The organism is Streptomyces uncialis (assembly GCF_036250755.1).
In the GTDB taxonomy this organism is placed as follows: Bacteria; Actinomycetota; Actinomycetes; order Streptomycetales; family Streptomycetaceae; genus Streptomyces; species Streptomyces uncialis.
Genome location: NZ_CP109583.1, coordinates 8,914,125 through 8,935,434, shown reverse-complemented (window position 1 = coordinate 8,935,434; position 21,310 = coordinate 8,914,125). Strand labels below are relative to the sequence as shown.

The following is a 21,310-nucleotide window of genomic DNA, read 5'->3' as shown; positions in this document are numbered from 1 at the left end:
ACCGCGCCGACGGCTGACCGGCAGTACCGCGCCACGGCCGACAAGTGGTCCCGTGCCACGGCCGGTGCGGTATCGGCCGTGGCACGGGACCACTTGTCGGCCGTGGCCGCCGGGGAACGACGACCCCTGGCGGCCGGGGCCCGTACGGCGTCGCGGGCGCGGTACGCCGTCGCGGGCGCGGGACGAGCAGGGGTCCCGCGCCCGTGGCGGACCCGGACGGCCGACGGGGTTGTCCCGCCGGACCGGCTCTCATCCTCCGGGGCGGCTCCGGCGGCGGGAGGCGAGGGCGAGGGTGTCGAGCAGCGGGGCGGTGCGGGACCAGCCGAGGCAGGAATCGGTGACGCTGAGGTCGGGGCGGAGGTGTGCCGTCGAGGGGTCCTGTCTGCCGTCGGACAGATAGGACTCGATCATGACACCGGCCAGGGCGGATTCGCCCTCGGTGATCTGCCGGGCCAGATCGTCGACGACGGCGGGCTGGCGGTTGTGGTCCTTGCCGCTGTTGCCGTGGGAGGCGTCGACGACGACGCGCTGCGGGAGACCGGCCGCGGCGAGGGCCGCGCGGGCCCGGGCGACGCCCGCCCGGTCGTAGTTGGGGGTCGGGCCGCCCCGCAGGACGAGATGGGTGTCGGGGTTGCCGGTGCTCCGCAGCGTCGTGAGACGGCCGTCGGGGGCCACGGCGGGGAACATGTGGGGGTGGGCGGCGGCCTGGACCGCGGCGACCGCGGTGTCCAGTCCGCCGGACACGCAGTTCTTCATGCCGACCGGCATGGGGAGCCAGGACGCCAGATGGCGGTGCGGCTGGCTGGCGACGGTGCGGGCGCCGATGGCGGCCCAGGACACCGTGTCGGCCACGTAGGGGGCGAGTACGGGGTCCACGAACTCGTAGGCCAGCGGCAGGCCCGTGGCGGCGGCCTCGGTGAGGAAGGACCGGCCGAGGCGCAGTCCGGCGGCCAGATCGCCCTTGCCGTCGAGGGTGGGGGCGGCGAGGAGGCCGGTCCAGCCGGTGACGGTGCGGGGCTTCTCCAGATAGGCGCGCAGGACGACGACCAGGTCGTCGCCGAGGCGCTGGGCGGCGTCTGCGAGCAGGGCCGCGTACTCCAGCGCTGCCCCGGTGTCGTGGACGGAGCAGGGGCCGACGACGACGAGCAGGCGGGGGTCGCGGCGGGCGAGGACATCGGCGACGGTGTCGCGGTGCCGGGCGACGGCGTCGGCGGTCGCCGGGGACAGCGGGTGGGCCGCGGCGAGTTCGGCCGGTGCGGGCAGCGGGTGGGCCGGGCCGGGGCCGGCGGGTGCGGGCACCGGCCGGAGCGCGGTGGGTTCGGCCTGTGCGGACAGGGCACTGGCACTCATCATGACTTCCTCACGTGGGTGCGGGGCAGCCTCGTGGCCCCGGCGGCGGCGAGCAGGCAGAATCCGAGCACCCACCAGAAGGTGTCGGCGAATGCCCAGGAGATGTCCGTGCCGCGGGCGGCCAGCCGGTCCTGGAGCACCACGGCGAGGGCCGCCGTGCCGACCGAACCGCCCACGATGTTGAGCAGGTTGAGCGCTCCCGAGGCGCGTGGGAGGTGTGCGGGCTCGATACGGCTGTAGACGATGTTCATGACGGGCGCGGTGATCATGGCCATGCCTACGCCGCGGACCACGAGCGCCGAGGCGATCAGCAGGTCCGGGGGCTCATGGCCGAGCTGGGTGAACGGGACCGTGCCCACGAGGATCAGCCCGATGCCGGTGACCACCAGGGTCCGGGGCGCGACCTTGTCGATGGCGCGGTTGACCAGTACCGATCCGGCCACCGCGCCGAGGCCCTGCGGGGCGAGCAGCAGTCCGGCCTCCCACGGGGACAGACCGCGCGCGGTCTGGAGGTACAGCGGCAGCAGGAACATCGTGCCGAACACCGAGGCGCCCAGGACCACCAGGGCGAAGGCGGCGGCGCCGAAGGGCGGCCGGGAGAACAGCCGGGGGTCGACCAGCGGGGTGCCGCGGGTCCGCAGTCCGTGCACGGTGAACGCGGCCAGCATCGCCAGGCCCGCGCAGACCCCGATCGTGGCCGGCAGCGTGCGGCCGTGGGCGATCTCGGTCAGTCCGTACACCAGCACGGCCAGTCCGGGTGAGAGCAGCAGGGCGCCCCGGAGGTCGAACGCGGTCCGTCGGGTGGACGGCGGTACCGCGGGCACATGGCGGCGGGCGAGCAGGATCGCGACGGCGCCGATCGGCAGATTGACGAGGAAGAGCCAGGGCCAGGACGCCACCCCGAGGATGGAGCCGCCGACCAGCGGGCCGAGTACCGGTGACAGCAGGGGGACGACGGCGACGACGCTGATCACCCGTCCGGTGCGGGAGGGTCCGGCGACCCGGGCGAGCAGTGCCTGCCCGGTCGCGGGCAGCAGTCCGCCGCCGAGGCCCTGGACGATCCGGAAGACGATGAGGCTGGTCGCGGACCAGGCCAGCGCGCACAGCGCCGAGCCGAGCAGGAACACCCCCACGGCGACGAGCCAGGTCCGCCGGCCGCCGAAGCGGTCGGCCAGCCAGCCGGACGCGGGCACGGCGGCGACGACGGCCAGCAGATAGGCGGTGGTGACCCACTGGATCTCGGCGACGGAGGCGCCGAACTCCGCCGTCAGGGTGTCGATGCCGACGCTGACGATCGTGGCGTCGATGGTGGCCATGAACGTGCCGAGGACCAGGATGAAGGCGATCCGCAGCAGTTGTCCGTCGACCCGCTCGGCCGGGGGGGCCGCGTCCTTGCTCATCGGTGCTCCAGCAGTTCTGTGACGTCGTCGTCGAGGTGGTCGCCCAGGGAGCGCAGCAGGTCCAGCAGTGCCTCGGCGAGGCCGTCGGTGTCCACCCCGGCGCGGTGGGCGAGCACTCCGGTCCAGCCGTCGCCGTCGGGCATGACCGTGAGGGTCACCGGGTGGTGGGTGGACTCGCGGAACCGGGTCCCGACGACCGTGAGCCCGGGGGCGGGTTCGCGCAGCCGGTCGGGGTCGACGGGATAGTTCTCGAAGACCACGAGGCTGTCGAAGAGCCGGTGCCGTCCGGTGAGGTGTTCCAGGTCGGGCAGGGCGACGTGGTGGTGCTCGACCAGTGCGCGCTGCCCGGTCTGGAGGGCGGCGAGGGTGTCACCGAGGGTGCCGGTGAGCCGGGCGCGTACGGGCACGGTGTTGGCCAGCAGCCCGATGATCTCCTCGACGCCCGCCAGCTCCGGGGGACGGCAGGCGACCATGGCGCCGAAGCAGACGTCCGTGCGGCCGGAGCGCCGGGCGAGCAGCACCGCCCAGGCGCCTTGCAGCAGGGTGTTGCGGGTCAGTCCGCGCCGGGCGGCATGCCGTCCGAGGTCGGCGACGAGTGCCGCGTCGAACGTGATGAGCGTGGGTTCCTGCCAGGCCGGGCCGGGTTCGGCACAGCCCAGGTGGTCGCCTTCGGGCAGGTCCTTCAGTTCGGTGGCCCAGGCGTCGAGGTCGGGTTCGTGGTCGGCGCGCCAGCGCAGATAGTCGGCGAACGGCACGGGGGCGGGCAGTTCGGGGGCCTCGCCGCGGACGCGGGCGGTGTACAGGGCGAACAGCTCGGTGAGGATCCGGGGGGCGGACCAGCCGTCGGAGAGCACATGATGGCTGGTCAGGACGAGGTCGGCGAGGTCGGGGCCGCGCCGGATCACGGTGAGGCGCAGCAGTGGTCCGGCGGCGAGGTCGAACGGCTCGGCCAGGTCGGCCGCCAGTACCTCGTCGGCCGGGCTGTCGGTGACGCGGAACTCCGGACGGGGCGCTTCGGGGATCACCGCGAGACCGGCGGGGAACACGGCGCCCAGGTTGGGGTGGCGGGTCAGCAGGTCGGCGCCCGCGGCCCGCAGGGCGTCGGGGTCGAGGGTCCCGGCGAGGGTGAAGGCCGACTGCACGGTGTACGGGTCGGGGCGTTCGGTGCGGGAGTGCCGCAGCATCACCTCCTGGAGCGGGGTGAGCGGCTGCACCTCGGCGGCCCGGTCGCGGTCGAGTGCCAGGATCTCCGGTGCGGCGGCGGTGTGCAGCAGCGCGGTCCGCAGATGTGCGGCCAGTTCCTCGATCTCGGCGGTGGTGAACAGTGCGGAGGGCCAGGTGATCCGGACGCCGAGCGCGTCGTCGCGCACGAGGGCGTTGACCATCAGGGCGTAGGGCAGGGGCAGGGTGTCGGAGCCGCCGGAGCCGAGCGGGTCGGCGTCCGGGGGTGCCTGCCAGGGTGTCTCGTCGGTGGGGGCGCCGGGGAACTGGCCGAGGTAGTTCCAGGCGACCTCCGGGCGTACGGGGTCCAGCAGGCCGGCGGCGGTGAGGATGCCGTGGCCGAGGCCGTCGCCCTGGGCGCGCAGCCGTTCCTTGACGGCCCGTATGTCGTCGTCGGCGTCGAGCCGTACGGGGTGGATCGCGGTGAACCAGCCGACGGTCTGGGACAGGTCGACCTGGGTGGGGCGGCCGTGGCTCTCCAGCGCGACGAGCAGTTCGGATCGGCCGCGCCAGGCCCGTACGGCGTGGGCGAGCGCGGTGAGCAGCACGGCGTCGGGGGTGGTGCGGTGGGCGGCGGGCAGGGTGGTGATCAGGGCGCGGGTGGTGCCGGTGTCGAGCCGTATCTCGTGGTGCGTGGCCGTGGCGACGGTGTCCCGGGCGGGGTCGAGCGGGCGGGTGAGCGCCGGGGTGGCGGTCATCCGCTCCCAGTGCGGCAGTTCGGCGCGGCGGTCGGCGTCGCGCAGCGAGCGCGCCCAGCCGAGGAAGGACTGGCCGTGCCGGGTCAGTGTCCCGCCGGAGTGGGCGTGCTGGAGGTCGTCCAGCAGGACGCGCCAGGACACCCCGTCGACGACCAGGTGATGGGCGATCAGGACGAGCCTGCCCGGCCGGGCGGGTCCGGCGTCCAGCCACAGGGCGCGCAGCAGCGGACCGGTGCGGGGGTCCATCGTGTCGCGGGCCTCGGCGGTGCGGGCGTCGGCGAGGGTCCGCAGGTCGCCGTTGGCGGGGACGCGGGTGAGCACGTCGGCGCCGGTGACGGCGCCCGCGGGCGGGATGCGGAGCATGTCGTCGGCCAGGTGGGCGCGCAGTACGTCGTGCCGGGTGAGGAGTGCGTCGAGCACGGTCCGCCAGGCCGTCTCGTCGCCGCCCGCGGGGACGCTGAGCTCGACCCACTGGCAGAACCCGTCGGCGGCGGTCCCGGCGCGGCGCAGCAGGTCCCGCATGAGCGGGGTCAGCGGCGCGTCGCCGACGGCGGGGGCCTCGTCGTGGTCGAGGGCGCGGGCGAGCGCCGCGATCCCGGCGACGGTCTCGCCCTCGAACACGTCGCGGGCGGTCAGGCCGAGTCCTTGGCGGCGGGCCCGCGACACCACTTGCAGGGACACGATGCTGTCGCCGCCGATGGTGAAGAAGTCGTCGTCGGGGCCGATGTCGTCGGTGCCGAGGATGTCCCGGAACACTCCGAGCAGTACGGCTTCGGCCTCGGTGGCGGGTTCGCGACGCGCGGTGGCCGCGGCCTCGGGGGCCGGGAGCGCGGCGGCGTCGAGTTTGCCGCTCGGGCTCAGCGGGAGCCGGTCGATGGGGACGAGTGCGGTGGGCACCATGTGGTCGGGCAGTTCGGCGGCGAGGTGCGCGCGTACCGCCGCGGGGTCGAGGTCGGTGTCGTCGGTCGGGATGACGTAGCCGACGAGCCTGCCGTCGCGGACGACGACGGCGCAGGCGCGTACGCCGGGGTGGCGGGTGAGGGTGGACTCGATCTCGCCCAGTTCGACGCGGAAGCCGCGGATCTTGACCTGGTGGTCGGCGCGCCCGAGGAAGACGAGCTGTCCGTCGGCCCGCCACCGCACCAGGTCGCCGGTGCGGTACATCCGGGTCCCCGGGGGGCCGTACGGGTCGGCGACGAACGCGGCGGCGGTCAGACCGGGGCGGTTGAGGTAGCCGCGCGCCAGGCTGGGACCGCCGAGATACAGCTCGCCGGTCACCGAGGTGCCGACCGGCTGGAGTCCGCCGTCGAGGACATAGGCGCGGACGTTGGGGTCGGGCAGGCCGATCGGCAGGGGTCCGGGGTCGGCCGGGTCGTAGCGCCAGGTGACGGAGTTGATGGTGACCTCGGTGGGCCCGTAGGCGTTGAACAGCGCCTTGCGGCCCTCGCCCCAGCGCCGGGCCAGCTCGGGGTCGAGGCGTTCGGCGCCGACCATGAAGAACACGTCGGGGTCGACCGTGCGGTCGTCGGGCATCGCGGCGAGGAACGACGGCAGCAGGTTCACCCCGGTCACCCGGTGCTCGGTGATGTAGTCGAGCAGTTCGTCACCGGGGACGCGGACCTCCTCGGGTGCGATGACGGAGGTCCCGCCGGACAGCAGCGGCACCATGGTCTGCCAGAACGCGACGTCGAAGCTGGTCGACGCGAAGTGCAGATACCGGTCGTGCTCGGTGATCCCGACGACCTCTTCCTGGAGCGCGATCAGGTCGGGTACCCCGCGATGGGTCACACCGACGCCCTTGGGCCGCCCGGTGGTGCCGGAGGTGTAGATGACATAGGCGAGCGCGTCGTCGGTGAGGGTGGCGCGTGCCTCGGCCGGGTCGGTGTCGGGTGCGGAGGCGAGGGTGGCCGGGTCGTCCAGCCGCAGTACCGGGACGGCCCGGTCGACGGGCAGTTCGGCGCCGGTCGTCAGGACGGCGGCCGGGGCGATGTCGTCGAACATGTAGGCCAGCCGGTCCCGTGGATAGCTCGGGTCCAGCGGTACGTACACGGCGCCCGCCTTGGCCACCGCGAACAGGGCCACCGTCATCTCGATGTCGCGTCCGAGGAGGACCGCGACGGGGTCCTGGGGACGTACCCCGTGGGCGATCAGCGCGTGGGCGAGCCGGTTGGCGGCGCGGTCCAGTCCGGCGTAGTCGAGGCTGCGGTCGCGGCAGACCAGTGCCTCGGCGTGGGGCTTGCGGCGTACCCAGGCGGCGAATTCCTCCAGCCAGTGGCCGCGGGCCTTGGCGGGCACGATCCGGGTGCCGGTGCGCAGCATCCGTTCCCGCTCGTCCGCGTCGAGGGCGGGCAGCCGGATCGCGGGCCGCGCCGGGTCGTCGACGATCTCGCGCAGCAGATTGCGCAGCCAGCGGCCCCAGTCGCGCACGGTCGGCTCGTCGAAGGCGCGCGGCTGGTAGCCGAGGCCGATCGTGATCTCGTCGTCGGGGATCACGATCACGGTCAGCGGATAGTGGGTGGCGTCGGTGATGTCCACCCCGGCCAGGTCGAGTCCGGGCGCGAGGGGGGTGCGCTTGCGGCTGGAGAGCGGGAAGTTCTCCATCACGAGCATCGTGTCGAAGAGTTCGCCGATGCCCACCGCCCGCTGGATCTCCGGGAGGCCGACGTGGTGGTGTTCGGCCAGTGCGACGCTCTCGGCGTGCACGTCCGCGAGCAGGTCGCGTGCCGTGCGGTCCTGGGTGTGCCGCACGCGTACCGGGATGGTGGTGCCGAGCTGGCCGATCATCGACTCGACGCCGTCGACCTCGGCGGGCCGTCCGGAGACCGGGCAGCCGAACACGACGTCGCGGCGCCCGGTGAGCCTGCCGAGGAGCAGGCCCCAGGCCGTCTGGAGCACGGTGGTCAGGGTGACGCCCTGTTCGCGGGCGAACGCGCGCAGCCGGTCGCTGAACTCCTGGCCGAGCGCGACGGTCACCCGGCCGGGCCGTTCGACTCCGGTGACGGTGCTCGCGGGGGCCAGCCGGGTAGCGTCGTCGACCCCGGCGAGGGCGTCGCGCCACGCGGTGAGGGACGCGTCGTGGTCCCGGCCGGCCAGCCAGCGGAAGTACTCCGACAGCGGCGGGGCGGCGGGTACGGCGGGGCCGCCGCCGAGTTCGGCGTAGATGCCCAGCAGGGTGCGGCCGACCAGTGGCATGGACCAGCCGTCGAGCAGGGCGTGGTGGTTGGTGATCACCAGTTTGTGCTCGGCGGGGCCGACCCGGGAGAGCAGGAAGCGGATCAGCGGGGGCCTGGCCGGGTCGAACGGGCGCTCCAGCTCGGCGCGGGCGGCCTCGGGGAACGCGTCGTCCCGGCGCCATTCCAGGGCGACATCGGCGGGGATCACCTGCACCACGCCGTCCCCGGCGGGGGCGAGGTACACCCGCAGCGCGGGGTGGCGGCGCAGCAGTTCGCGGGCGGCGTCGGCCATCCGGTCCGGGTCGAGGGCGCCGACGAGGGTGGTGAGGGCCTGGACGACGTAGACGTCGGTGTCGTGGTCGTCGCGGACCAGGGTGTGGAAGGTGAGGCCGACCTGGAGCGGGGTGGCGGGCAGTACGTCGGCGATCCGGCCGACGGCGTCGTGGCTCTCCAGGGTGTCGATGGCGGCCTGGTCGAGGTCGACCAGCGGCAGGTCCGACGGGGTGAGCCCGCCGGGGGTGCCGAGGGCGTGCGCGGCGAGGGCGTCCAGCGCGGCGTTCCAGGCGCTCTGAAGGGCGGCGACGGCTTCGGGGCCGAGGACCTCGGTGGCGGCCGTCCATTCGACGGCGAGCCGGGGCCCGCCCTCCTCGTGGACGAAGCAGTTGAGGGCGAGTATCTGTTCCAGGGCCTTGCCGTCGGGCTCGATGACGGAGAAGGCGTCCTGCTGGGGCAGTCGCCATCCGGTGCCGGGCAGCGGGGCGAACCGGCCGAGGTAGTTCAGCAGCACGTCGGGCGGGGGGACGGCGGACAGTTCGGGGCCGGCCACCGGGTCGAGGGTGCGCAGGACGCCGTAGCCGATGCCGCCGTCGGGGACGCCGCGCTTGGCCTCCTTGGCCGCGCGCAGCACCTGCCCGACCTCGCCGGAGGCGGGGACGCGGACCGGGTACTCGCTGGTGAACCAGCCGACGGTACGGGCCAGGTCGAGGTGTTCGCGGCCGTGGCCCTCCATGGTGACGGTCACGGCGTCGTCGTGGGCGCCCCGGTCGCGCAGCGCGAGCACGAGCGCGGCCAGCAGCACCTCGTCGGCACCGGCGCGGTAGGCGGCGGGCAGGGTGGTCAGCAGCGCCTCGGTGACCTCGGGCGAGGCGAGGGTGAGCGACCGGTGGGCGGTGGAGACGGTGTCCCGCTTCTGGTCCAGCGGGCGGGCGCCGAGCCGGGAGGCGGCGCCCAGCGCGGTCCGCCAGTGGTCGAGTTCGCCGCGGCGCGCACCGGACTCGCCCTGTTCGGCGAGGAGCGTCGCGTGCCGCCGCCATGAGGTCCCGGCGGGTTCGAGGGCGCCGCCCGTGCACGCCGTGCGCAGGTCGGGCAGCAGGACGCGCCAGGACACCCCGTCCATGGCGAGGTGGTGCACGACGACGACGAGCCGGTCGGGTGTGCCGTCGCCGGTGCGGAGCAGGGACACCCGCAGCAGGTCGCCCGCGCGAGGGTCGAGTTCCCCCGCGAGGCGGCGGGCCAGGGCGGTCACGTCCTCCCCGTGGGTCTCGCCGACGACGGCCGGTACGGCGCCCCGGGGCAGGACGTCCAGGCCGTGGCCGTCACCCTCGTCGGTGATCCGCAGGCGCAGGGCGTCGTGCCGGTCGAGCACGGCCCGGACGCCCGCGGTGAGGTCGTCGTGGGTGAGCGCGTCGATGTGCAGGGCGGTCCACTGCGCGTATCCGGCGACGGTGTCGATGTCCGGGGCGGGGTCGAGCAGACCGCGCGCGATGGGCGGCGCGGGCACCGGCCCGGTCGGCTCGTCCAGCGGCTCGGGCGCGTCCCGCACGAGTGCGGCGGAGGCGGCGAGGGAGGCGAAGCTGCGGCGGGCCAGCAGGTCCCGGGGCCGCAGCTCGATGCCGCGCGCCCGCAGTCTGCTGCTGACGGTGATCGCGGTGATGCTGTCCCCGCCGAGGGCGAAGTAGTCGTCGTCCACGCCGACGCGGTCGACCTCGAACACCTCGGCGAGCACCGCGCACAGCAGCCGTTCCCGCTCGGTGACCGGCTCACGGCCGCCGCCGGACGACGAGGGCGCGGGCAGGGCGGCCCGGTCGAGCTTGCCGTTGGGGGTGACCGGCAGTGCGTCCATGACGACCACCGCGGCGGGCACCATATGGTCGGGCAGCCGTTCGGCCAGCCGGGCGCGGACCGTGTCCCCGGTGACGGAGGCGGACACGACGTAGCCGATCAGCCGGGACGAGCGGACGGTGACGGCCGCCGCGGTGACCCCGGGCACGGCGCCCAGCGCGGCCTCGACCTCGCCCGTCTCCACCCGGTGGCCGCGGATCTTGAGCTGTCCGTCGCCGCGGCCCAGGTACTCAAGGCCCTGGCCGGGCACCCAGCGGGCCAGGTCCCCGGTGCGGTACATCCGGGTCCCGGGCGGGCCGAACGGGTCGGCGACGAACCGTTCGGCGCTCGCGCCGGGCCTGCCGAGGTAGCCGCGGGCCAGATGCGGCCCGGCCAGGTACAGCTCGCCCGCCGTGCCGTGCGGCACCGGCTGCAACGCGTGGTCGAGTACGCGGACCCGGGTGCCGGCGAGCGGGTGGCCGATCAGCGGCTCCTCGCCGGTGATCGGCGCGGTGGTGCTGGTGACGGACGCCTCGGTGGGGCCGTACATGTTGCGTGCGGCGATCCCCGATCCGGCGACCCGCCGCCACAGCGCGGGCGGCGCCGCCTCGCCCCCGAGGACGAGCAGGGTGGGGCGCAGGTCGAGCAGTCCGCCGTCGAGGAGCGGCGCGGCCATCGACGGGGTGGTGTCCACGATGTCGATGCCGTCGCGGGTGAACGCGGCGAGCAGGGCGTCGGCGTCGCGGGCGGTCCCGGCGTCGTAGACGTGCAGTTCGTGGCCGCAGAGCAGCCATACGAGGTGTTCGAGGGCGGAGTCGAAGGCGAACGAGTAGGTGTGGGCGGCGCGCAGCGGCCTGCCCGCGGACCGTTCGGCCCGTGCGACGGCCGTGGAGCGCTGGTGGTGCAGCAGGGCGGCGAGGCCGCCGACCCGGCCGAGCACGCCCTTGGGCCGCCCGGTGGACCCGGAGGTGTGGATCACATAGGCGAGGTGCTCGGGGTGGCGTGGCGCGGCGAGTTCGTCGGCGGTGAGCGGCGCGCCGGACAGCGCGGCGGCCTCGTCGGCCAGGGTGGCCCAGGGCAGTCCGTCGATCGCGCCGTCGGTCAGGGTGGCCCAGGGCGGTCCGTCGATCCCGTCGGTGGCACCGGACCCGGGTCCGGTGCCACCGACGAGGACGAGCGCGGGGCGGGTGTCGGCGATCAGTTCGCGCAGCCGCTCGGGCGGATGGGCGGCGTCCAGGGGCTGGAACGCGGCGCCCGCGTCCATCACCGCCAGCAGGGCGACCACCGAGTCGGCGGAGCGTGGCAGCGCCAGCGCCACGATGTCGTCGGGTCCGATGCCGCGGGCGCGCAGCGCGCGGGCGAGCCGGTGCACCCGGTCCGCCAGCAGCGCGGCGGACAGCCGTTCGTCGCCGCACACCAGGGCGGTGTGCTCCGGACGCGCGGCGGCCATGGCGTCGAACGCGGTCGGCGCGTCGACCGGGGTGCCGGGCAGGGCGGGCGGGGACCAGTCCGTCAGGAGCCGGTCCACGTCCTCGGCCAGGGCGATCCGTCCTACGGGCAGGCCGTCGACCAGTGCGGTGAGCAGGGTGCGCAGGCCGGACAGTTTGCCGTCGACGGCGGCCTGGTCGCTGCCGCGGGCGTCGGCCTCGAAGCCGAGCAGCAGTCCGCCGTCGCGGGTCGGCAGGACGCTCAGCCCCATGTCCTCCGGCGGGCCGCCCGCGACATTGCGCATCACCCCGGTCGACCCGGCGAAGTCGATCGCCAGGTCGAACGCCTTGAGGTTGATCCCGCGTCCGTGCAGCAGCGCGCCCGCGCCGGGCGCGCCGAGGTCCCGGGGCAGGTCCTCGCCCCGGTAGCGCTGGTGCTCGCGCATCCCGCGCATGGCGGAGGCGACCCGCCGGCTCAGTTCCCCGAGTCCGTCGCCGCCGCGGACGCTCACGCGTAACGGCAGTACGTTGACGGCCATGGACGGGGTGCGCAGCTCGGCCGAGCCCGCCCGGCACATCAGCGGCAGCGCGAACACCACGTCGGTGCCGCCCAGTACGCGGTGCAGGAAGGCGGCGTAGACGGCGATCAGCGCCTCGCCCCAGGTGACGCCCTCCCGGTCGGCGAACGCGCGCAGCCGGGCCGTCTCCCCGGGCGGGACGACGGCGCGGGCCGTGACGGTGTGCTCGGGCGGACCGGCGGCGGTGTCCGTGTCGCCGAGGTCGGGCAGCGGGGTGAACCGCTCGACCCAGTAGGCGCGGTCCTCGGCGCCGCGGTCGCTGTCCCGGTAGGCGCGGTCGGCGGCGACGAGGTCGGCGAACCTGCCGAAGGACGACGGGGGCGGTTCGGTGCCGTTGACCAGGGCGGTGTAGTGGGCGGCGGTGCGGCGGGCGAGCATCGCGGCGGTGTAGCCGTCGAAGACCAGATGGTGGCCGAGCTGGGTGTACCAGACCTCCCGGTCGGACAGCCGGATGACGGTACGCGCGTACAGCGGCCGGTCGACCATGCCCCGGCATTCCTCGCCCGCCCGTGCCCGCTCGGCGGCGACGAGCGCGTGGGCCGCGGCGACGGGGTCGGCCTCGCCGCTGACGTCGGCCACCCCGGGCCGCTCGACCGGCCGGCCGTCGACGCTCTGGCGCGGCCCCTGGGGGGTGTCGTGGACCCGCAGCCGCAGGCTCTCGGCCTCCTCGGTGGTGGCCCGGACCGCCTCGGCCAGCGCGTCGGTGTCGACCGGCCGGTCGCCGGATATCTCCACCACGTCGCCGACCAGGTAGTACGGCGAGTCGGGTTCGAGGCGCTGCGCGTTCCAGATGCCCAACTGGGCGCTGGTCAGGGCGAGCAGTCCGTCCGAGGGCACGCGTGCGGTGCTCAACTTACTCTCCTTGAAGTGTGGGGACGACCATCGGCGTATCGGTCACCGGGTCGGGGACGATGACGCTCGGCAGGTCGAACACGTCCTTGATCAGCACGGCGTCCACGATGTCGGCGGGGACACCCTCGGCGACCACCCGGCCGTCCTTCATGGCGACCAGGTGGTCGGCGAACCGGCATGCCTGGTTGATGTCGTGCAGGACGGCGATCACCGTGCGGCCCTGGTCGCGCAGCCGGGCGAGCAGGCCGAGCAGTTGGTACTGGTGGGTGATGTCCAGGAACGACGTCGGTTCGTCGAGCAGCAGACAGGGCGTCTCCTGGGCGAGGACCATGGCGATCCACACGCGTTGCCGCTGTCCGCCGGACAGTTCCTGCACGGGCCGGTCGGCGAGGTCGGTGACGCCCGCGGCGTCCATCGCCCCGGTGACGGCCTCCTCGTCGTGCGGTGACCACAGGGCCAGCAGCGACTGGTGGGGGAAGCGTCCCCGGCCGACGAGTTGCCGGACCAAGATGTCCTCGGGGGCCAGCGGGTCCTGCGGCAGGAAGCCGAGTTGCTTGGCCAGTGCCTTGGGCGCGTAGGCGCCGACCTCCCGGCCGTCGAGCCGTACCTGCCCGGTGTCGGGGCGCAGCAGCCGGACGAAGGCGCGCAGCAGGGTGGATTTTCCACAGGCGTTGGGGCCCACGATGGCGGTGAACGCGCCGTCGGGGACGTCGAGGCTCAGCCGTGTGGACACCACCCGGTCTCCGTAGCGCAGGGTGATGTCCCGCGCGGTCAGGCGTGCGGTCACGCTCGCCTCACTTCCTTGGTCAGCAGCCATATCAGGTAGCAGCCGCCGATCGCGGTGCTCACCACGCCGACGGGCAGCGCGACGGGCGCCAGCAGCATCTGGGCGAGCAGATCGGCGCCTTGGAGCAGGACCGCGCCGGTGAGCGCGGCGGGGAGCAGCGGTACCCCGGCGGCGCCCGCGAGCCTGCGGCCGATCTGCGGGGCGGCGAGGGCGATGAAGGCGATCGGTCCGGCCACCGCGGTGACCGTGGCGGTGCAGCCGACGCCGACGAGGACCATCAGCAGGCGCAGCCGGTCGAGTCCGACGCCGGTGGTGACCGCGATCGCGTCGCCGAGCGATGCCTGGTGCATGGCGTGCGCGCGGGCGGCCATGAGGATCAGCAGGACGGCGATGACGGAGAACGGTATCCACAGGTCGGGCCAGCCGACGCCGTTGAGCGAGCCCGCGCTCCAGCCGACCGCGGCGATCGCGACCTCCAGTTCGGCGCGCAGCACGATCCAGGAGTTGATCGCGGTGACCATCGCGTTGACGGCGATACCGATCACCACCAGTCGCAGCCCGGAGAATCCCCGGTCGAACGAGAGGACGTAGATCAGGGCCGCGACGACGAGCCCGCCGAGCACGGAGCCGACGGCCAGTTGCGCGGAGGCGCCCGACAGTACGGTGATGGCGACCAGGGCGCCGGTGTAGGCGCCCGCGTCGAGGCCGATGACGTCGGGGCTGCCCATCGGGTTGCGGGTGAGGTTCTGGAAGATGGCCCCGGCGACACCGAGCGCGGCGCCGAAGACGAGTCCGGCGAGGACCCGTGGCAGCCGCCATTCCAGGATCACCACGGAGCGTTCCGTGCCGGTCAGGGCGGCGAGCACCTCGCCCGGCGACGACCAGGACGCGCCGTAGCACAGCCCGAGCAGGCCGAGTCCCAGCAGCGCGGAGACCATTACCGCGACGAGGACGAGGGTGCGGGGTTCGGCCCGCACTCCGAGGGCGCTCACAGCGATCCCGCGCCGTAGCGGCGGACGGCCCAGATCAGCATGGGGCCGCCCAGGAAGGCGGTGACGATGGCCACCGGCACCTCGCCGGTGGGCAGCAGCACCCGTGATCCCATGTCGGCGATCAGCAGCAGGATCGGCCCGAGGACCATCGTGTAGAGCATCAGCCACGGCACCGAGCCCGCCGCGGGCCGGCGGACCAGGTGCGGCACGATCAGTCCGACGAACAGGATCGGGCCGGCCACCGCCGTGGCCGCCCCGCTGAGCACGGTGATCAGTACCAGCGCGACGGCCCGTACCCGGTTCACCCCGGCGCCCAGGGTGTGGGCGACGCTCTCCCCCAGGCTCAGGGCGTTGAGCGACCGGCTCAGCAGCAGCGCGCCGGACAGGCACACCGCGATCGCGGCCAGCGGCAGTGTCAGCGGCGCCTGTTCGCGGGCCGCCAGCGAGCCGACGGACCAGAAGCGGTAGGCGTCGAAGACGTCCGGGAGCATCAGCCGCATACCGAGGGCGACACCGCTCAGGACGGCGGTCAGCGCGACGCCGGTGAGTACCAGGCGCAGCGGTGAGCGACGTCCGACCGCGGCGACGAGCAGTGCCGCGAGCACCGAGCCGATGATCGCGAAGCCCAGCTCGCCCGCCTGTCCGGCGGCCAGGCCGAGGGCCGAGCCGACGGTGATGGCGAACCCGGCGCCCGCGGTGACCCCGAGGATGCCGGGCTCGGCCAGCGGGTTGCGGGCGAGCGTCTGGATCAGGGCGCCCGCCACCGCCAGCGCGGCGCCCACCGCGACGGCCAGCAGCGCGCGGGGGGCCCGGACATCGCGGACGGTGATGTGGTCGTCGGTGCCCTGGAAGTCGACCAGGGCCCGGACGACCTCGGCGGGCGGGACCGGGCGGGCGCCGACGCCGATGCTGAGCACGGCGACCGCCGCCAGCAGCACCAGTCCGCCGACGAGGATGCCGGCCTGCGGCACGGCCCGCCGGGTTCCCACCGTCCGGGGCGCGTGGTCTGCGGCGGTCACCGGTCCAGCAGCGGCGCGAACGCCTTGTCGAGCACGTCCAGGGTCTGGGTGGCCTGTCCGTAGGTCGCGGCCTCGGTGTAGCCGAGCGGGATGGTCTTCCCGGCCTTGACCGCGGGCAGGTTCTTCCACAGCTTGGAGTCCATGGCGTACTTCACCGGCTCGGGCACGCTGCCGTCGGCCTGGACCGAGTAGGTGATGACGTCGGCCTCGCGGAACGCGGCGGGGAGTTCCTCGATGGACGGGTACTCGCTGACGGCGCGCGAGCCGGGTCCGGGCTCCTTGACCTTGCCGTAGTACTTCGCGCCGAGGTCCTCCGCGATGTTGGTGCCCCAGGAGCCGTTGAACTCGCGCTGGAAGGTGCCCTTGGCGACCTCGCCGTAGGCGCCGACGTGACCCAGCTTGAGTCCGGGCAGTACGTCCTTGTACTTCTCGGCGAGTCCGGTGGCCTTGGCCTCGTACGCGGTCTTCACGGAGTTGAACTTCTCCAGCGCGCCGGCCGCGTCGGACTGCTTGAGGGACAGGTCGCGCCACGCGGACGGGATGGTCGGGCCGATCGCGACGACCGGGGCGATGGACTCCAGCCGCTTCACGTCGATGTCGCCGAGGACGGGGGCGGGCACGCCGATGACGATCAGGTCCGGGTCGGCCTCGGCGATGGCCTCGTAGTTGGTCTCGGCCGCCAGCTCGCCCGCGACCTTGGGGAGCTTCTTGTAGGCGGCCAGCTCCTTCTCGCCCATCATCGGTTCGCCGCGCTTCCACGACGAGATCCCGACGAGCGGGGCGCCGGCCTCGACCAGGACGGGCACGGCGTACCCGGTGGCGACCACGCGCTGGGGGTCGACGGGGATGGTGATCTTGCCGTTGTCGGCGGTGAACACCCGGGTCTTGCCCTTGCCGTCCTTGGCGTCCGAGTCCTTCCCGTCGTCCGACGCTCCGCAGCCGGTCAGGGCCAGGGAGAGGGCCAGGGCACCGGCCAGACCCGTTGATCTGTTCATGAACATGCGCAAACTCCTTGATATGAGAGAGAACTCGTCCTGCCCGACGGCTTCCTGACGGACTGTCGGGCGGGACGGACGGGGGCGGGACGTGGGTGTCCCGGCCCCCTGGGTCGTCGCGGTCCGCGCGGCCGGGGCCGCCGGGGCTCAGTGGTCGTCGTCGAAGTCCGCGACGCCGCGCTTCCAGTAGCCGGTGATGTCGTGGTCGGCCTTCTCCAGCCGCAGATCGTCACGGACCCAGCGGCGCAGCGGTTTGATCTGCCCCGCCTCCCCCGCGACCCATACGTAGAGCCGTTCGCCGTCGGGCACGGTCACCGCGGTCACGGCCCGCGCGAGCGCGTCGCCGGTGCCCACGGGCCGCCCGCCCCGGTGCAGCCAGCGCACCTCGACCCCGTCGGGTCCGGACAGCGCGATCTCCTCGGCCGCGCCGGTGACCTCGACGAACGCCCAGCCGCGGGCGTCGCGGGGCAGTTCCTCCAGCCAGCGCGCGATCGCGGGCAGCGCCGTGATGTCGCCCGCGAACAGATAGCGGTCGTAGGCGTGCGGCACGATCAGTCCGCCGGGCGGCCCGGCGACATGCACGACCGCGCCCGGCCGCACCGCGCGCGCCCAGTCGGACGCGAGGCCGCCCTCGTGCGGCGCGATGTCGATGTCGATCTCGCGCGCGACCGGGTCGTAGCGGCGCACGGTGTACTCGCGTGAGACGGGTGCGGGCCGCGGCCAGCGCAGCATCGCCCCGTCCTGTTCGGGCAGCCTGAGCGAGCCGTCCGGGCCGGGGAAGATGAGCTTCACGTGTTCGTCGGGCGCGTGGGCCTCGAAGCCCTCGGCGCCCGCGCCGCCCAGGGTCACCCGCAGCAGACCCGCGCCGACCCTGGCGGTACGCACGACCTCGGTCTGCCGGACCCGGATCGGATAGCCCACCTTCTCGGCTTCCCGGCCCTCCAGGACCTCCGCGATCCGTTCCAGGTGCCGGTGCCGGTGGTCGGTCCGGGTCATGCGGTGCCGCCCGTCAGGATCGCCGTCCAGTGGGCCAGTTCGGGCCGCTCGGCCAGGTCGGGGAACTCCAGCGTGACCGCTCCCGCCGCGCGCCAGCGCTCGACGAGGGTCATCATCCGCATCGAGTCCAGGCCGGAGTCGACCAGGTCGTCCTCGGGGCCGATCGCGGCGGGGTCGCAGCCCAGCACCTCCGCGACATCGGCGCGGACCCGCTCGGGCGTCAGGCTCACGCTCATCGTGCGGCTCCCGCGGGGACCGGGGCCGCCGACAGCGCGGCCAGGGCGTCGGCCGTCGTGGTCACCACACCGCAGCGCTGGGCGACGTACTCGCAGGCCTGGTCGTGGCGTTCGCGGGAGAAGTCGGCGACGGCGTCGGCCACCAGGAAGGGCTGGACGTCACGCATGAACGCCTCGACGGCGGTGGCCTGGCAGCCGATGTGCGCGTACACACCCGTGATCAGCAGCTGGTCGCGGCCCAGCGCCCCCAGCAGTTCGGCGAACGAGCTGCGCTGGAAGGCGCTGTAACGCCATTTGGCGAGGACGGTGTCGGACTCGGCCGGGGCGAGCTCGGGGACGATGTCCGCGGCCCGGGGGTCGGAGTCGATCACCGCGCCGATGCCGTCGCCCCAGAACTCGGTGAGCAGTCCGCGGTCCTCGGCGGCCTGCCTGCCGGGCTGCGCGGTGTAGAACACCGGGATCCCCCGCTCACGGGCCGCGTCCGCCAGCCGTGCGATGTTCGCGGTGGCCTCGGGCACCGGGGCCCCGGCGTACGGCGCGAGGAAGTAGCGCTGCATGTCGTGGACCAGCAGGGCGGCGCGGGCCGGATCGGGCGTCCACCGCACCCGTCCCCTGGGCAGTTCCGCGGCCACGGGCAGCTGATAGGGCCGGATCTGGGGCAGGGACACACTCATCACTCCTTCTTCGCGAGCGCGGCCAGTGCCGCTCTCAGCTCGCGCTTGCTGGTCTTGCCGACGCCGGTCACCGGGAACTCCCCGACGACCTGGACCAGGTCCGGCACCTTGAACGCCGCGATCCCGCGCTCCCGCACGAAGGCGCGCAGCTCGCGGCCGGTGGGCGACGCGCCCTCGGCGGGCACGACATAGGCACAGGTCCGCTCACCGAGGTAGGTGTCGGGCACCGCGACGACGGCGGCGTCGAGCACGGCTGGGTGCGCCATCAGATGGTTCTCGACCTCTTCGGCGGCGATCTTCTCGCCGCCCCGGTTGATCTGCTCCTTGACCCGGCCGACGACCTCCAGCTGCCCCGAGGGCGTACGGCGCACCAGGTCACCGGTGCGGTAGAAGCCGTCCGCGGTGAACGCGGTGGCGTTGTGCTCGACGGCGCGGTAGTAGCCGCGGATCGTGTAGGGACCCCGGGTGAGCAGGGCGCCGGTGCCGCCCGGTGCCACCTCGGCGCCGGTGTCCGGGTCGACGACGCGGATCTCGTCGTCGGAGGAGATGGGGCGGCCCTGGGTGGTGAGCACGGTCTCCTCGGGGTCGTCGAGGCGGGTGTAGCAGACCAGGCCCTCGGCCATCCCGAACACCTGCTGAAGACGGCAGCCCAGCGCGGGGCCGATCCGCTCGGCGAGTTCGCGCCCGCATTTGGCGCCGCCGACCAGCAGGACCTCCAGGGAGGACAGATCACGGTCGGTGCGGGCCGCGGCCTGCACCCACGCGGCGGCCAGCGGCGGCACCACCCCGGTGATCGTGACCCGTTCGTCCTGGATCAGCCGGAACGCGGTGTCCGCGTCCGGCCGGGGCGCCATGACCGTGGCCGCGCCCGCGTGGAGCGCGCCCAGCACCCCCGGTGAGCTGAGCGGGAAGTTGTGCGACACGGGCAGTGCGGCCAGGTACACGCTGTCCGGGCGCAGCCCGCAGATCCGGGCGCTCTCCCGGACGCTGTAGAGGTAGTCGTCGTGGGTGCGCGGGATCAGCTTCGCCAGCCCGGTGCTCCCGCCGGACAGCTGGAGGAACGCCACCCCCTGCGGGTCGGGGTCGGGCAGTTCGCGCGGCGCGGTCGCGGCCAGGCCGGCGAACTCGTCCGAGCCGACCACCAGTACCCGCCGCAGGGAGTCCACCTCGGACGCGACGGCGCGGGCGGTCGCGGCGTGGTCGTGCCGCTCGTGCTCGCCGACGGTGATGACGGCGGCGGCCTCGCTGTGCGCGGCGAAGTGCCGCAGCTCGCTGCGCCGGTGCGCGGGCAGCGCGAACACCGGCAGCACCCCGGCGCGCCACATCCCGAACACCACCGGCAGGAACTCGGGGATGTTGGGCAGTTGCAGCACGATCCGTTCACCGGGCGCGAACCCGGCGCCGACCAGTCCCGCCGCGATCCGGTGGGCCCGCTCGTCCAGCTCGGCGAAGCTCCAGCGGGTGTCCCCGCCGACGACGGCGGTCCGGTCCGGGTACGCGGCGGCCAGCGAGGTGAGGAGCGCCCCGAAGGTCTGTCCGCGCCAGTGGCCCGACGCCCGGTAGCGCGCGGCGGTGTCCGGCGGCCAGGGCACATGGTCCACGGTCATGCCATGTCCTCCACGCCGAGGGCACGCAGCAGCGTGCGGAACTTCGCCCCGGTCTCGGCCAGTTCGGCGGCGGGGTCCGAGCCCGCGACGATCCCGGCCCCGGCGAACAGCCGCACGGTCCGGTCGCACACCTCGGCGCTGCGTATCGTCACCGCCCACTCGCCGTCGCCGTCGAGGCCGGTCCAGCCGACCATCCCCGCGTAGTAGCCGCGGGCCTGCGGTTCCAGGTCCGTGATGGCGGCGAGGGCGCCGGGCGCGGGCACACCGCACACCGCGGGGGTGGGGTGCAGCGCCTCGGCCAGTCCCAGCGCCGAACAGGCGGGGTCGGTGGGGTCCGCCAGCCGTCCGGTGATCCGGGTGGACAGATGCCACATGGTCGGGGTGCCGATCACCTCGGGCCCCGAGGGCACGTCCAGGTCGGCGCAGAACCTGCCGAGCACCTCGGCCACCTGGGCCGCGGTGTGGGCGTGTTCGCCGAGGTCCTTGGCCGATTCACGCAGCCGCGCGACCCGCTCGCGGTCCAGCGCGTCGTCGCCCGACCGGGGGGCCGAGCCCGCCAGCGGGTTGGCGACCACGGTCGCGCCGCGACGGGACACGAGCAGTTCGGGGCTGGCTCCGACGAGGGTGCGCGGGGCGGGGTCACCGGGCGCGGTGACGTCCACGGCGAAGGCGTACGCGGCGGGGTCGGCGCGCACCAGCCGGGCCAGCAGCGCGGGCACCCACACCGGGGCGTCCGCGGTCAGTTCCAGACCGCGGGCCAGTACGACCTTGCGCAGGTCGCCGCGGCCGATGAGTTCCAGGGCGCGGCGGACGCTTTCGGCGTAGCGCGCGGACTCGGGGCGCGGGGTGATCGTCCATGAGGTGCCGGACTCCGCTTCGGGGGCCCGTACCCCGGCGGGGGCGTCCGCGCGCCGCACCACGGAGGGCACCACCAGGCCGGTCTCCGCCGCCGGGTTGAAGCCGACGGCCCCGGCGACGACGGGCTCGGGCACTCCCGCCGTGGCGGCCGCGTCGAGCGCCTCGGCCGCGGCGAGGGCCTGCGCCCCGCCACCGGCCCGCACCCGGGCGTGGACGCCGTCGGCGAGCAGGGTCCCCCGGGGGGAGGAGAAGTATAAGGAGCCGGGCAGATAGGCAGCCAGGAGGTCGGCCGCCCGGTGCACAGGCCTCGGGCGCACCAGCGCGGATATGGACACGTCAGCGATTCC

General features: G+C 74.3%; 12 protein-coding genes. All 12 read right to left on the bottom strand.

Features of this window, described 5'->3' with window-relative positions:
- Positions 1 to 249 precede the first annotated feature (249 nt).
- The 12 genes from OG711_RS37285 to OG711_RS37230 all read right to left on the bottom strand — a co-directional run bounded on the left by OG711_RS37285 (position 250) and on the right by OG711_RS37230 (position 21,298).
- Positions 250 to 1,350, bottom strand: coding sequence for a 3-deoxy-7-phosphoheptulonate synthase (locus tag OG711_RS37285; RefSeq protein WP_329563302.1), 1,101 nt, complete (start codon positions 1,348 to 1,350; stop codon positions 250 to 252).
- A complete protein-coding gene (locus OG711_RS37280) occupies positions 1,350 to 2,750 on the bottom strand; it encodes an MDR family MFS transporter (RefSeq protein ID WP_073788156.1) in 1,401 nt (466 codons plus the stop codon). The genes OG711_RS37285 and OG711_RS37280 overlap by 1 nt, the downstream gene beginning before the upstream one ends.
- The gene (locus OG711_RS37275; RefSeq protein ID WP_329563300.1) at positions 2,747 to 12,799 is read right to left on the bottom strand and encodes a non-ribosomal peptide synthetase; all 10,053 of its coding nucleotides are present in this window, start codon (positions 12,797 to 12,799) and stop codon (positions 2,747 to 2,749) included. The genes OG711_RS37280 and OG711_RS37275 overlap by 4 nt, the downstream gene beginning before the upstream one ends.
- Before the next feature lies 1 nt (position 12,800).
- Positions 12,801 to 13,586 (bottom strand): ABC transporter ATP-binding protein, encoded by a 786-nt coding sequence (locus OG711_RS37270; protein WP_073788160.1) that lies wholly within the window; start codon positions 13,584 to 13,586, stop codon positions 12,801 to 12,803.
- A complete protein-coding gene (locus OG711_RS37265) occupies positions 13,583 to 14,524 on the bottom strand; it encodes a FecCD family ABC transporter permease (protein WP_073789128.1) in 942 nt (313 codons plus the stop codon). Before OG711_RS37265 ends, OG711_RS37270 begins: the two co-directional genes overlap by 4 nt.
- 50 nt (positions 14,525 to 14,574) lie before the next feature.
- Positions 14,575 to 15,597 (bottom strand): FecCD family ABC transporter permease, encoded by a 1,023-nt coding sequence (locus tag OG711_RS37260; RefSeq protein ID WP_073788163.1) that lies wholly within the window; start codon positions 15,595 to 15,597, stop codon positions 14,575 to 14,577.
- Entirely contained in the window at positions 15,594 to 16,598 is a 1,005-nt protein-coding gene (locus tag OG711_RS37255; protein WP_266511045.1) for an ABC transporter substrate-binding protein, read from the bottom strand. The genes OG711_RS37260 and OG711_RS37255 overlap by 4 nt, the downstream gene beginning before the upstream one ends.
- 141 nt (positions 16,599 to 16,739) lie before the next feature.
- Positions 16,740 to 17,588, bottom strand: coding sequence for a siderophore-interacting protein (locus OG711_RS37250; protein WP_329563297.1), 849 nt, complete (start codon positions 17,586 to 17,588; stop codon positions 16,740 to 16,742).
- Entirely contained in the window at positions 17,585 to 17,824 is a 240-nt protein-coding gene (locus OG711_RS37245; protein ID WP_073788170.1) for a phosphopantetheine-binding protein, read from the bottom strand. The genes OG711_RS37250 and OG711_RS37245 overlap by 4 nt, the downstream gene beginning before the upstream one ends.
- Complete coding sequence (locus OG711_RS37240; RefSeq protein ID WP_323181524.1) at positions 17,821 to 18,492, bottom strand: isochorismatase family protein; 672 nt, start codon at positions 18,490 to 18,492, stop codon at positions 17,821 to 17,823. The genes OG711_RS37245 and OG711_RS37240 overlap by 4 nt, the downstream gene beginning before the upstream one ends.
- Before the next feature lie 5 nt (positions 18,493 to 18,497).
- Positions 18,498 to 20,105: a (2,3-dihydroxybenzoyl)adenylate synthase gene (locus tag OG711_RS37235; RefSeq protein ID WP_266511055.1), complete on the bottom strand. Its 1,608-nt coding sequence runs from the start codon at positions 20,103 to 20,105 to the stop codon at positions 18,498 to 18,500.
- Positions 20,102 to 21,298, bottom strand: coding sequence for an isochorismate synthase (locus tag OG711_RS37230; RefSeq protein ID WP_073788175.1), 1,197 nt, complete (start codon positions 21,296 to 21,298; stop codon positions 20,102 to 20,104). The genes OG711_RS37235 and OG711_RS37230 overlap by 4 nt, the downstream gene beginning before the upstream one ends.
- Positions 21,299 to 21,310: the final 12 nt, after the last annotated feature.

Bases quoted from the DNA above. Each gene is read 5' to 3' on its own strand.
- OG711_RS37285 (WP_329563302.1), bottom strand. From the start codon at position 1,350: ATGAGTGCCAGTGCCCTGTCCGCACAGGCCGAACCCACCGCGCTCCGG.
- OG711_RS37280 (WP_073788156.1), bottom strand. From the start codon at position 2,750: ATGAGCAAGGACGCGGCCCCCCCGGCCGAGCGGGTCGACGGACAACTG.
- OG711_RS37265 (WP_073789128.1), bottom strand. From the start codon at position 14,524: ATGGTCTCCGCGCTGCTGGGACTCGGCCTGCTCGGGCTGTGCTACGGC.
- OG711_RS37255 (WP_266511045.1), bottom strand. From the start codon at position 16,598: ATGTTCATGAACAGATCAACGGGTCTGGCCGGTGCCCTGGCCCTCTCC.
- OG711_RS37250 (WP_329563297.1), bottom strand. From the start codon at position 17,588: ATGACCCGGACCGACCACCGGCACCGGCACCTGGAACGGATCGCGGAG.
- OG711_RS37245 (WP_073788170.1), bottom strand. From the start codon at position 17,824: ATGAGCGTGAGCCTGACGCCCGAGCGGGTCCGCGCCGATGTCGCGGAG.
- OG711_RS37235 (WP_266511055.1), bottom strand. From the start codon at position 20,105: ATGACCGTGGACCATGTGCCCTGGCCGCCGGACACCGCCGCGCGCTAC.